Source organism: Thermaerobacillus caldiproteolyticus, from assembly GCF_015326725.1.
Lineage (GTDB): Bacteria > Bacillota > Bacilli > Bacillales > Anoxybacillaceae > Thermaerobacillus > Thermaerobacillus caldiproteolyticus.
Window position 1 is genome coordinate 2,965,253 of sequence record NZ_CP064060.1, and the last position, 12,757, is coordinate 2,978,009.

Here is a 12,757-nt window from a genome sequence, read left to right on the forward strand (position 1 = left end):
CCTCATTTCATTAGAAAAATAGACCCTTTATGAGCGCGGTAATAAAAATGTTGGCCAATGCTACTGGAAGTAATATTTTCCAACCAAATTCCATTAACTGATCGGCTCGCAGACGCGGAAACGTAACCCGGAACCAAATTAGCAAAAAAACAACCGCGCTAAATTTTAATGAAAACCAAACAGCACCCGGAATAAAATCAAGGAGCATAACAGGCTGCCAGCCGCCTAAAAACAATATAGTTGTAAGTGCCGCCATTGCGAAGAAATACACGTATTCAGCGAGCATAAAGAATGCCCAACGGAATCCTGAGTACTCGACATGGAATCCAGCGACAAGCTCGGACTCCGCTTCTGGCAAGTCAAACGGTGTTCGGTTTAACTCAGCGACCGAAGCGATGAGAAAGACGAGAAAGCCGATTGGTTGAACAAAAATGTACCAAACGTGCTTTTGAGCTTCAACGATGTCGTTTAAATTTAGGCTGCCAGCTAACAAAATGACACCAAGCACGGACATAACGAGCGGAATTTCATATGAAATCATTTGTGCTGCTGCCCGCATGCCACCGAGCAGTGCATATTTATTGTTCGATGCCCACGCTCCGGTGACAACGCCTACCGTCGTTAATCCGGAAACAGCAATATAGTATAACAAACCGACGCCGATATCAGCAAACTGAAGCTCATCTGTAAACGGCAATGTTGCTAGCACCATAAACGCCGGCGCAAAAGCGATTACGGGTGCTAAAACAAATAATGGTTTGTCTGCTGCTTTAGGAATCGTATCTTCTTTAAGAAGCAATTTTAAGACGTCAGCTACGGTTTGTAATAATCCCCAGCGACCACCGACTTGATTTGGACCATAACGTCCCTGCATAAATCCCATCACTTTTCGTTCCGCTAAAATCCCGTATGTGACAAAGCCGAGCACAATGAGTAAAAGAGCGGTCCCAAGTCCAAAAAAGATAGCTAGGTTCGTCCAACTTGGAGCAGAATGCAATAATTCCTCCATTATCCATCGACCTCCCCGAGCACAATATCAATCGCCCCTAGAATCGCAATTAAGTTAGCAATATTTTCTCCTTTTAATAATTTTGGGAGTATTTGCAAGTTGTAAAACGATGGTCGACGGAATTTGAGACGATACGGTTCTTTTTTTCCATCGCTGGCAATATAACAGCCGATTTCACCACGTGGAGATTCAATACGGACAAACGCTTCTCCCGGCGGTGCTTTAATAATACGCGGCACCTTCGCCATAATTTCCCCTTCTTTCGGGAATTGTTCACACGCCTGTTCAATAATTTTTAGCGACTCCTCAATTTCGGCAAGCCGGCACTCATAACGCGCAAAGCAGTCACCGGTATCGCGTACCGGCACATCGAAATCAAAGCGATCATAAATGGAATACGGCTCGTTTTTCCGCAAATCCCACTTCACACCTGTACAGCGAAGGTTAACGCCGCTTAACGAATAGTTTATGGCCTCTTCTTTTGTATATTTCCCAACACCGATAACGCGCTGACGGAAAATTTCGTTCCCTGTGACAAGCTCATGGTATCCTGCAAGCTGCTTGCGCATATAAGGAACAAACTCTTTCACCTTTTCAATCCAACCGTCCGGCGCGTCCCATTTGACGCCACCGACACGCATATAGTTAAACGTGAGACGTGCTCCTGACAGTTCATTTAGTAGATTAATAATCATTTCCCGCTCGCGAAACGCATACAAAAACGGACTTACTGCACCAATATCCAATAAGTACGTTCCCCACCAAACAAGGTGGCTGGCGATGCGCCCGAGCTCCATGGCAAGGACGCGCAAATACTCTGCTCGTTCCGGAACTTTGATGCCCATCATCGTTTCGACAGCGTGGCAAATGACATAGTTATTCGTCATCGCTGACAAGTAGTCCATCCGGTCTGTATACGGAATGATCTGCGTATATTGCAAGTTTTCCGCAAGTTTTTCCGTGCCGCGGTGAAGATAACCAATGACAGGTGTAGCCTCTTGAATAATTTCCCCATCGATTTTTAATACGAGGCGAAAAACGCCGTGCGTACTTGGATGCTGCGGCCCTACATTAAGAAGCATTTCTTCCGTTCGAAGCATAAGCTACACCTCCACATCATACGGTTCGTAATCTTTTCGGAGCGGATGACCAATCCAATTTTCTCCTAAAAAAATGCGAATTAAATTTGGGTGTCCTCTAAAGCGAATGCCAAGTAAATCATACGCTTCGCATTCCGGCCAGTTCGCTCCTTGCCAAAGCGGCACAAGCGAATCAATTTCTGGATGGTCTCGATCAAGCTTCACTTTTAGGGCAACTGACTGATGATTTTTGTACGAATACAGGTGAACATACAGTTCCATATGCGTTTCAAAATCGGTTCCATGTAACTCCGATAAATAGTCAAACCCAAGCTGTTCATTGTATTTTAAAAACTCTGCGATTTTGTAATATGTATCTTTTTTTGCCACAAGAGTAGGAACATCTTTAGAAAGACGATTAATATAAGCATCTTCTAACACGTCATCGCCGAGATGCTCTTTAATGACTTTCACATATTTATCGAGCAACGGTTGGTTAGGTGATGGCGTTTCCTCCCGTTTTGGCGATTCCGCCCCGCCTGCGTTTGCGGCTTTCGCCTTTGCCGCCGCTGCTGCTTTTGCCTTCGCCGCTGCAATCGCCTTCGCTTTGGCTTTTGCAATTTCATCATCACTTGCAGCTGTACCGCTTCCCTCTTGTTGTTTCGCGAGTGCTTCCGCCTTCGCTTTCGCTGCCGCGGCTGCTTTCGCTTTGGCAGCGGCAATCGCTTTTTGTTTCGCTATGTCATCATCCGTTTCTTCATTTGCCGTTTCTTTTGCTTTTTGTTTCGCAAGAGCGGCGGCTTTTGCTTTCGCTGCTGCGGCCGCTTTTTTCTTTGCGAGCTCTAGGTCATCTTCACTTCCCACTGATGACTCGGTTTGTTCTGCTTCTTTTGCCTTCTGTTTCGCCAGCGCCGCGGCCTTTGCCTTCGCTGCTGCGGCCGCTTTTTTCTTTGCCAGTTCTAGGTCGTCTTCTTGTTCACTGGCCTCTTTTTCAGAATGGGCCGATGTTTCTTCGAGCGTCTGTTCAGTTTGCTCGGCGGCTTTTTTAGCAGCTATGCGTTCACGAGCTAATTGTTTCGCTCGTTCTGCTGCTTCTTTTTTTTGCTGCTGTAAATCTTTTTCATCGCTCATCGACTACAGCACCTTCTTCCCTGTCTTTGCTTCATAACGAATCTTTTCTTTTAACTTATTAATTCCGTAAATCAATGCAGCCGGGTTCGGAGGGCATCCTGGAATATATACATCGACTGGCACAATTTGATCGACACCTTTCACGACCGAGTAGGATTTGATGTATGGCCCTCCCGCTGTTGCACAGGACCCCATCGCAATGACCCATTTCGGTTCTGGCATTTGATCATATAAGCGGCGAACAATCGGGGCCATTTTTTTCGTTACCGTTCCCGATACAATCATAACATCTGATTGACGCGGAGAGGCTCGGAAGAAGGAGCCGAAACGATCTAAATCGTAATGAGAAGAACCAACGCCCATCATTTCAATCGCGCAACAGGCTAACCCAAACGTCAATGGCCATAACGAGTTGCTGCGCGCCCAAGCTTTCAATTGTTCTAATGTTGTCAAAAAGACATTGCGTCGCAGTTCTTCCATTTCTTCTTCCGGTACGTTCAACAATTTTACATCCATTTTAACACCTTCTTTTTCCAAGCATAAACGAGACCAATTACCAACATAAGAACAAAAATGAGCATTTCGACCAGAGCGAATAATCCAAGCCGATCGTAAGCAACTGCCCACGGATATAAAAATACAGTTTCTACATCGAAAATGACGAATAAAAGCGCGAAAATATAGTAGCGAACATTAAATTGAACACGTGAATCATGGAATGGTTCGATTCCGCTTTCGTATGACGTCTGTTTCGCATCACTCGGTACATTCGGTCGTAAAAAACGCCCTGCCGTTAACGCAACAACAGGAAGCAAAATCCCCAAGCATAAAAACACAAAAACGATTAAATAGTTATTTAAGTATACATTGAGCACCCCTATGTCCGCCCCCTTTGCCATCTATTACCTTAAATTTTTTAAAAATATCAAATAATTATGACATGTAATCGATATCATTATAACATTTATATCCAGAAGTGTCGACAGAACGCTATTCCCTTATCTTATAAGGAATATATTGATATTGTTTAACTTTCATGAATAATAAAAGCGGAGACGATCCATTAAATGAGATGAGCAAATGTTCTTGCCTCGGAGAAGTGCTTGTCACTTCAAAACGGACCGGTTGGCACAGAAGGGCCAGCCGCCGAACTAGACAGTTTTCTTTTCGGACAAATAAAAAAGAACGGGAGAAACCATTCTCTCCCGTTCTTTTGGATTTATTTTGTTCCAGCTACATTTAAACGATTGATTGCCCGTTTTAAAGCAAGCTCTGCACGTTTAAAATCGATGTCGTCTTGTTTGCCTTGCAAACGTTGTTCTGCGCGTTCTTTCGCCGCTCTTGCGCGAACGACATCAATATCTTCTGCTTTTTCTGCTGCTTGTGCTAAAACGGTCACTTTATCTGGACGAACTTCAAGGAATCCGCCACTTACAGCAATCAGCTCTGTTTTCCCATCCTTTTTTAAGCGTAATGCCCCGATTTCCAGTGGAGCTACTAACGGAATGTGCCCCGGTAAAATTCCGAGCTCTCCGCTTTTTGCTTTCGTGCTAACCATTTCGACGTCCGCTTCATATACCGGGCCATCAGGAGTAACGACACTGACTTTGATCGTTTTCATCATAAAATCCTCCTAGGTCCCTAAATTAAACTTCTACGCCCATTTGCTTCGCTCTTTCAACGACCTCTTCAATGCGTCCTACTAAGCGGAAAGCATCTTCAGGAATATGGTCGTATTTACCTTCAAGAATTTCTTTGAAGCCGCGAACTGTTTCTTTAACAGGCACGTAAGAACCAGGTTGACCTGTAAATTGCTCCGCAACGTGGAAGTTTTGTGATAAGAAGAATTGGATACGACGAGCGCGCTGAACGACAAGTTTGTCTTCATCAGAAAGCTCATCCATACCAAGAATCGCAATAATATCTTGCAATTCTTTGTAACGCTGTAATGTTTGTTGTACTTTACGTGCAACTTGGTAATGTTCTTCGCCAACAATTTCTGGTGAAAGCGCACGAGATGTGGATGCAAGCGGGTCTACCGCAGGGTAAATCCCCATCTCCGACAATTTACGCTCTAAGTTAGTTGTTGCATCTAAGTGCGCGAATGTTGTCGCTGGCGCTGGGTCTGTATAGTCGTCCGCTGGTACGTAAATCGCTTGAATAGACGTGATAGAACCAACAGCTGTTGAAGTGATACGCTCTTGTAATTGACCCATTTCTGTCGCAAGCGTTGGTTGGTAACCTACCGCAGATGGCATGCGTCCTAATAGCGCAGAAACCTCAGAACCTGCTTGCGTGAAACGGAAAATGTTGTCGATAAAGAGCAACACGTCTTGTCCTTGTTCGTCACGGAAATATTCCGCCATTGTTAAACCTGTTAATGCCACACGCATACGTGCTCCAGGTGGCTCGTTCATTTGTCCGAACACCATTGCCGTTTTGTTAATAACGCCGGAGTCTTTCATTTCATGGTAAAGGTCGTTACCTTCACGAGTGCGTTCACCGACCCCAGCAAATACAGAGATACCGCCGTGCTCTTGAGCAATATTGTTAATCAATTCTTGGATAAGAACTGTTTTACCTACACCTGCACCACCGAAAAGACCGATTTTTCCACCTTTAATGTATGGCGCAAGCAGGTCTACAACTTTAATCCCTGTTTCTAAAATTTCTACCTGCGTAGAAAGTTGCTCAAATTTTGGTGCTGGCTTATGAATTGGATCGCGGCGTACATCCGCTGGAATGTCGCCATCTAAGTCAATCGGTTCGCCTAATACGTTGAATACGCGCCCAAGCGTTACTTCACCTACTGGAACGGAGATTGGCGCACCTGTATCAATGACTTCCATTCCACGAATGAGACCGTCTGTTGATGCCATAGCAATGGTACGAACCGTGTCATCACCAAGGTGAAGGGCTACTTCTAATGTTAAGTCGATATCGATTTCGTTTTCGTTGCGCGCTTTGTGCTGAATTTTAAGGGCGTTGTAAATCGCAGGAAGATGTCCGTTTTCGAACTTTACGTCTACAACTGGACCCATAACTTGAATAACGCGTCCTTTTGCCATCGTTTTCCCTCCTAACTTGCTACTTGCAAAGCTTTTGGGTCATAAAACGCTGATTGTATGTCTGTTCCAAAAGCTTTTTCCGTGTTGAAGTTCCATTTGTCACATTATTGCAACGCATTCGCTCCTGCCACGATTTCTGTAATTTCTTGTGTAATCGCTGCTTGACGAGCGCGGTTGTATGAAAGGGTAAGCGTGCGAATGAGTTCCTTCGCGTTGTCGGTTGCGTTTTTCATTGCTGTCATGCGCGCGGCATGTTCGCTCGCCTTCGCATCCAATAACGCTCCGTAAATTAAGCTTTCTGCATACTGCGGCAAAAGCACTTCTAAAATCTCTTCTTGTGAAGGTTCAAATTCGTACGATGCTGACTTTTTGGTTGTCGCTAAATCGGTGAGCGGCAATAATTTTTTCTCTGCCACATCTTGCTGGATCGCACTCACAAAATGGTTGTAATACATGTACAGTTCATCAAATGTTCCGTCGGCAAACATATTGACAGTTTGGCTGGCAATCGCTTTAATATCAGCAAATGACGGTTGGTCAGGTAGACCGGTAATATTTAAAACGACGGGAATGTTGCGTTTGTTGAAAAAGCTTAAACCAATGCGGCCAATCGCGATGACAGCATACTCATCAGGCGACTGGTGGCGCTGTTGAATCGTTTGATAAACAGCACGAAGAACGTTACTGTTGTATGCCCCGGCTAGACCGCGATCCGATGTAATGACTAAATATCCTGTCTTTTTCACCGGCCGTTTTATTAGCATCGGATGCGTAGCATTAGAGCTTCCGAGCGCGATGTTGGCAACGACTTCTTGAATTTTTTCCATATACGGAACAAACGATTTCGCATTCATTTCAGCACGGTTTAACTTAGAAGCCGAGACCATCTCCATCGCCTTTGTAATTTGACTCGTTTTCTTTGTCGAGTTAATGCGTGTTTTAATGTCACGTAATGATGCCAAAGGTTTTCACCACCTTTTTAGCGCTGATTCTGTTTTCAAATATGAGGAATAGACAAGGAACAGAAGCATCGCGTCCCTTCTGTTCCGTTGCCATTGTTATTCAGAAACGACAAACGTTTTCTTGAAGTCTTCGATCGCTTTATTGAAATCTTCTTCGTTTGGAAGGTCTTTTGTTGTGCGAATATGCTCAAGCAAGTCTTGACGATTTTGATCGAGCCATTGGAAAAATTCTTTCTCAAAGCGACGAATGTCTTCAACTGGAATATCGTCTAAGAATCCACGCGTTAATGCGTAAATGATTGCCACTTGTTTTTCGACCGGAAGCGGCTGGTGTAAATCCTGTTTTAATACTTCTACCGTACGTGCACCGCGTGCAAGTTTCGCTTGTGTCGCTTTATCAAGGTCGGAACCGAACTGTGCGAACGCTTCAAGCTCACGATAAGCCGCTAAGTCAAGGCGAAGCGTACCAGCTACTTTTTTCATCGCTTTGATTTGCGCTGCACCACCGACGCGAGATACGGAAAGACCTGCATTAATCGCTGGGCGCACGCCAGAGAAGAATAAGTCAGATTGCAAGAAAATTTGTCCGTCTGTGATCGAAATGACGTTCGTTGGAATGTATGCAGAAATGTCGCCAGCTTGTGTCTCAACGAATGGCAATGCCGTTAATGAACCAGCACCTTTGGCATCGCTTAATTTTGCCGCACGCTCTAAGAGGCGAGAGTGCAAGTAGAACACATCCCCTGGATACGCTTCACGGCCTGGTGGACGACGTAATAATAGAGACAGCTCACGATAAGCCGCAGCTTGCTTGGATAAGTCATCGTATACGACAAGCACATGTCGCCCTTTGTACATGAAGTATTCGCCCATGGATACGCCTGCATATGGAGCTAGGAATAAAAGCGGAGCTGGTTGGGATGCAGACGCCGTAACGACGATCGTGTAATCTAATGCTCCGTGTTTACGCAATGTCTCAACAACGTTGCGAACGGTCGATTCTTTTTGTCCGATCGCAACATAAATACAAACCATGTTTTGATCTTTTTGGTTGATGATCGTGTCAATCGCAACAGATGTTTTACCCGTTTGGCGGTCCCCAATGATTAACTCACGCTGACCGCGACCAATTGGCACAAGCGCGTCAATCGCTTTAATCCCTGTTTGCAGCGGTTCGTGAACGGATTTACGGTCCATAACGCCAGGAGCTGGACTTTCGATTGGACGCGTTTCTGTCGTTTCGATTGGTCCTAGCCCGTCCACAGGTTGTCCTAATGGGTTCACAACGCGGCCGATTAATGCTTCTCCTACAGGCACTTCCATGATACGACCTGTACGGCGCACTTCATCGCCTTCTTTAATGTCTGTATATGGTCCTAAGATAACGATACCGACGTTATTTTCTTCAAGGTTGAGTGCCATTCCCATGACACCGTTTGCAAACTCAACGAGCTCCCCCGACATGACATTGTCAAGGCCATGAGCGCGCGCGATACCGTCACCAACTTGGATTACTGTACCTACATCGCTCACTTGAATTTCAGACTGATAATTCTCAATTTGCTTTTTTATCAGCGCGCTAATTTCTTCAGCTCTGATGCTCATGCATTTCACCCCTATCTACAAATCTTTAGCCAATAAGTTGACGCTGTAGTCGTTCTAATTTTCCGCTCACGCTTCCGTCATATATGCGGTTACCGATGCGAAGCTTCACACCGCCGATCAAGCTTGGATCAACGACATTATGGATACGGAGCGCCACTTTCCCGACTTTTTTCGCAAATACATCGGAAAGTGCCTGTTTTTCCTCTTCCCGTAACGGACGAACCGAGTACACAGTCGCCTCCGCTACACCGCGCACCTCGTTGGCAAGGGCAATAAATTCGTTTGCCAGCTGTGGGACGATGTCAATGCGATGGCGGTCAAGCAACAGCAGTAACGTATTTTGCAAAGGTGTTGATACCGACGCGAACGTTTCTTGAATGAGTGCCTTTTTCTTTTCCAGTGATATCTTCGGATGATTTAATACGGATAAAAACGCTTCATTGTCCGCAAACACTTGTCGAACGACGCGAATTTCCTCTTCTAACTGATCAAGGAGCTGCTGTTCTTTGGCGATTTGAAAAAGAGCTAACGCATATCGTTTGGCTACAACTTCTTTATTCATCGCCCTTCTCCTACCTCTTGAATGTACTCACTGATCAGCTTCGCTTGATCTTGCTCGCTCAGTTCTTTTTCAATCACTTTTGAGGCAATCAATACGGATAAAGACGCCACTTGCTCACGCAACGCAGCCACCGCTTGCTCTTTTTCGCGCTCGATTTCTTTTTTCGCCGCTTCTTTTAAGCGCTCCGCTTCCGCACGAGCCGCAGCGATAATTTCCTCTTTTTGCTCTTCGCCAAGCTTGCGTGCATTTTCGATTAATTGCTGTGCTTCTTGACGAGATTTTTTCATTAACTCACGTTGCTCTTCAGCAAGTTTTTTTGCTTCTTGATGATGCTTTTCTGCTTGTTCAATTTCATTAGCAATGTGCTCTTCGCGTTGCTTCATGATGCCCATTAGTGGACCGAACGCGTATTTACGGAGCAATGCTAATAAGATTAAAAAGATGAGTAATTGAAAGATAATATCACCGCTGTTAATGCCTGTATGATGTTCGGCAGCGCCTAACACCAACGTGTTCATGCTTATTAACACCGCTTTCACTCCCTTCAACAGCTGTCCTCTAAAACGCCAACCTTATCGCTTATGCGATGAACGTGAAACCCATCACAAGCTTCTCACATAAGGCGTTCACAGACGATCTTCCATCGTTTTTGAAAAGTACATAAAGGAATGGCGAAGGTGATTGTCTACACGAACTTCGCCATTATAAATGAGTTATTTCATTATCTGTTCATGACGATAAATGAGATAACTACGCCAATGATAGGCAACGCTTCGACTAACGCTACCCCGATGAACATTGTTGTTTGAAGTACAGGACGTAATTCTGGTTGACGAGCAATTCCTTCTACTGTACGACCTACGATAAGACCGTTACCAATACCAGCACCAAGTGCCGCTAAACCTACTGCAATCGCAGCTGCAATTAAATTCATTGTGAATATCCTCCTTCTACCTATTTGCATTTTTATATTCAAATTTTTTATGTTTAATGGTCTTGGCTAACTTTATGGGCCATATAAACCATTGTTAACATCGTGAAGATGAATGCTTGGATACAGCCGACAAAAATACTGAATGCTTGCCATACCATCATTGGGATCGCAGCGCCAATAGCACCGAAAACGCCGCCATTGGTAGCAAGCCCTGCTAGTAACCCCAGCAAAATTTCTCCAGCAAAAATATTACCGTATAGACGCAAGCCTAACGTTAAGGTATTAGCAAATTCCTCAACGATTTTTAAAGGGAATAAAAACTTCATTGGTCTAAAGTAGTCAAGGGTATATGCCTTAAATCCTTTCATCTTAATGCCATAGTAGTGGGTTAACCCAACGACCATGACTGCGAGAGTCAGCGTGATCGTGGCATCCGCCGTCGGAGATTTCCACCAAAGCTCCTCCCCTACGCGAACGGAAAACGGTAGACCGAGCATATTTGCCACGAAAATGTACATGATGAGCGTTACACCTAACGTTAAGAAGCGGCCACCCGTTTGCCAATCCATCGTACTATTAATGATCCCTTTCACAAAATCAAAGACCCATTCCAAGAAGTTTTGCATTCCTCGTGGACGAAGCTGAAGAGATCGCGTTGCGGCAATCGCAATGATGAATACGATCAAACTCGTGACCGTCGTCATTAAAACATTGGATAAGTTAAAAGTAAGCCCTAAAAACTCATAAATAGGTGCCTTGTGTTGCAACCGTTCTTCACCTCTCTTTCATACATGATATCCATTTTTTTGAAATTTTTGCAGAAGGAAATCTATTATAATGACAATATAGGATGTCATTAATCCCAGCACAACAGGAACAATGGAAAAATATTGCGGATACTGGATGGCAATGGCGGCTGCAAGAGCAGCAGCTGCTAGACGGGAGAACGTACCAATTGAGCGAACCTTCTTCCCATGAGCAACCGCTCGTCCGAATTTTTCGATTTTCCGGACTAAACTCCATAACATGAACAGGCTAACAACGGTTCCAAGAATAAGACTTAAAAACAACGTTTTATATTCCGTAAATCCCCACCCTAATGTATAAAGGGACAATAAATAAAATATGTATTTTTGCTGTCTTAGGAACATTTGTTGGAATTTTTCCATGTGGCTACTCCTCTGGGAAGTATTGACGGATTAAACGCATCATAGCGTATACCCCAGTTGCTAGTCCGAGCAGCAGACCAACAATGAGAAAAACGGGTTCGGTATGAAGTTTCTCATCAACCCATCTTCCTCCGAAAATCCCTACCAAAATCGAACCGACTAGCTGAGAAACAATGGCAGACATTAACGCCATTGCTTGAAAAGGGTGGCGTTGTTTAGGACGCATAGACATACATCCCTGTATAAAAATTTTTTTATTTCCACTTTATGAAAACCTTATCATTATATCCCCTGTAAGCATACAATAGGCACCGGTCAATGTCAATGTATTTTCAGTGAAAAAGTCAATAATTAGACGAAATTATTAATAATTTGTGACATTTATTAATTTCTTTTTCACTCTATTAGTGTATAATGATATGTTTACTTTTTTCACTATGTATTTTTTACCTTTCAAAATAAAAAGACGAATCACCTCGGTAAAGTGATCCGTCTTTTAGTATTCCCACTATTTTGTTCCAAACAAACGGTCTCCGGCATCTCCAAGTCCCGGAACGATATAGCCGTGGTCGTTTAGTTTTTCGTCTAAAGCCGCAATGTAAATATCTACATCAGGATGAGCTTGTTTGACGGCTTCTACTCCTTCTGGAGCAGCAATTAAACACATGAATTTAATGTTTTTCGCACCTCGTTTTTTCAAGGAAGTGATAGCTTCCACGGCGGAACCGCCTGTAGCTAACATCGGATCAACAACAATAAAATCGCGTTCTTCAACATCCGTTGGTAGTTTCACATAATATTCTACCGGCTTTAACGTTTCTGGGTCACGATATAAGCCGATATGCCCGACTTTCGCAGCCGGAATCAGCTTTAAGATACCGTCTACCATGCCGATACCCGCACGCAAAATCGGAATAACACCGAGCTTTTTCCCTGCGATCACTTTCGATTTCGCCTTGCTAACAGGTGTTTCAATTTCGACTTCCTCAAGCGGAAGATCGCGCGTAATTTCAAACGCCATTAATGTTGCCACTTCTTCGACCAGTTCGCGAAACTCTTTTGTACCTGTGTGCTTGTCACGGATATATGTAAGTTTATGTTGGATGAGTGGATGATCAAACACATACACTTTTCCCATTGAATATCCTCTCCTCTTTTTGCAGTCTACACTTCCCTCAATTCTACCGAAAAAGCTAGACTGATTCAATAAGAAAAGCGTAAGCGCTCTTAATGTTCTT

16 protein-coding genes are annotated in these 12,757 nt (G+C 44.2%); all 16 read right to left on the reverse strand.

Going from position 1 to position 12,757, the window contains the following annotated elements:
* Positions 1-10 precede the first annotated feature (10 nt).
* The 16 genes from nuoH to upp all read right to left on the reverse strand — a co-directional run bounded on the left by nuoH (position 11) and on the right by upp (position 12,657).
* Positions 11-1,012, reverse strand: coding sequence for an NADH-quinone oxidoreductase subunit NuoH (nuoH, locus tag ISX45_RS14855; RefSeq protein WP_194520724.1), 1,002 nt, complete (start codon positions 1,010-1,012; stop codon positions 11-13).
* Entirely contained in the window at positions 1,009-2,109 is a 1,101-nt protein-coding gene (locus ISX45_RS14860; RefSeq protein ID WP_181555397.1) for an NADH-quinone oxidoreductase subunit D, read from the reverse strand. Before ISX45_RS14860 ends, nuoH begins: the two co-directional genes overlap by 4 nt.
* 3 nt (positions 2,110-2,112) lie before the next feature.
* On the reverse strand, positions 2,113-3,219 hold the full coding sequence (locus ISX45_RS14865; RefSeq protein ID WP_194519336.1) for an NADH-quinone oxidoreductase subunit C: 1,107 nt from the start codon (positions 3,217-3,219) through the stop codon (positions 2,113-2,115).
* A gap of 3 nt (positions 3,220-3,222) precedes the next feature.
* The gene (locus ISX45_RS14870) at positions 3,223-3,735 is read right to left on the reverse strand and encodes a NuoB/complex I 20 kDa subunit family protein (protein ID WP_181555395.1); all 513 of its coding nucleotides are present in this window, start codon (positions 3,733-3,735) and stop codon (positions 3,223-3,225) included.
* Entirely contained in the window at positions 3,726-4,118 is a 393-nt protein-coding gene (locus ISX45_RS14875; RefSeq protein WP_323744642.1) for an NADH-quinone oxidoreductase subunit A, read from the reverse strand. The genes ISX45_RS14870 and ISX45_RS14875 overlap by 10 nt, the downstream gene beginning before the upstream one ends.
* Before the next feature lie 320 nt (positions 4,119-4,438).
* On the reverse strand, positions 4,439-4,840 hold the full coding sequence (locus ISX45_RS14880; protein WP_181555394.1) for a F0F1 ATP synthase subunit epsilon: 402 nt from the start codon (positions 4,838-4,840) through the stop codon (positions 4,439-4,441).
* A gap of 25 nt (positions 4,841-4,865) precedes the next feature.
* Positions 4,866-6,287, reverse strand: coding sequence for a F0F1 ATP synthase subunit beta (gene atpD / locus ISX45_RS14885; RefSeq protein WP_181555393.1), 1,422 nt, complete (start codon positions 6,285-6,287; stop codon positions 4,866-4,868).
* A gap of 104 nt (positions 6,288-6,391) precedes the next feature.
* Positions 6,392-7,249, reverse strand: a complete 858-nt coding sequence (locus ISX45_RS14890; protein WP_181555392.1) for a F0F1 ATP synthase subunit gamma — start codon at positions 7,247-7,249, stop codon at positions 6,392-6,394.
* Between the two features lie 96 nt (positions 7,250-7,345).
* Entirely contained in the window at positions 7,346-8,854 is a 1,509-nt protein-coding gene (atpA, locus tag ISX45_RS14895; RefSeq protein WP_181555391.1) for a F0F1 ATP synthase subunit alpha, read from the reverse strand.
* A gap of 25 nt (positions 8,855-8,879) precedes the next feature.
* On the reverse strand, positions 8,880-9,416 hold the full coding sequence (locus ISX45_RS14900) for a F0F1 ATP synthase subunit delta (RefSeq protein ID WP_181555390.1): 537 nt from the start codon (positions 9,414-9,416) through the stop codon (positions 8,880-8,882).
* Positions 9,413-9,934 carry a F0F1 ATP synthase subunit B gene (gene atpF, locus ISX45_RS14905; protein WP_181555529.1) on the reverse strand — a complete coding sequence of 174 codons (522 nt, stop codon included), beginning with the start codon at positions 9,932-9,934 and terminating at the stop codon, positions 9,413-9,415. The genes ISX45_RS14900 and atpF overlap by 4 nt, the downstream gene beginning before the upstream one ends.
* A 203-nt stretch (positions 9,935-10,137) precedes the next feature.
* The gene (atpE, locus tag ISX45_RS14910; RefSeq protein WP_017436872.1) at positions 10,138-10,350 is read right to left on the reverse strand and encodes a F0F1 ATP synthase subunit C; all 213 of its coding nucleotides are present in this window, start codon (positions 10,348-10,350) and stop codon (positions 10,138-10,140) included.
* A 53-nt stretch (positions 10,351-10,403) separates the two neighbouring features.
* Positions 10,404-11,117, reverse strand: a complete 714-nt coding sequence (atpB, locus tag ISX45_RS14915) for a F0F1 ATP synthase subunit A (protein WP_181555388.1) — start codon at positions 11,115-11,117, stop codon at positions 10,404-10,406.
* An 18-nt stretch (positions 11,118-11,135) separates the two neighbouring features.
* On the reverse strand, positions 11,136-11,519 hold the full coding sequence (locus ISX45_RS14920; protein WP_181555387.1) for an ATP synthase subunit I: 384 nt from the start codon (positions 11,517-11,519) through the stop codon (positions 11,136-11,138).
* A 4-nt stretch (positions 11,520-11,523) separates the two neighbouring features.
* Positions 11,524-11,745 (reverse strand): AtpZ/AtpI family protein, encoded by a 222-nt coding sequence (locus ISX45_RS14925; RefSeq protein WP_181555386.1) that lies wholly within the window; start codon positions 11,743-11,745, stop codon positions 11,524-11,526.
* Between the two features lie 282 nt (positions 11,746-12,027).
* A complete protein-coding gene (gene upp, locus ISX45_RS14930) occupies positions 12,028-12,657 on the reverse strand; it encodes a uracil phosphoribosyltransferase (protein ID WP_181555385.1) in 630 nt (209 codons plus the stop codon).
* Between the last annotated feature and the right edge of the window lie 100 nt (positions 12,658-12,757).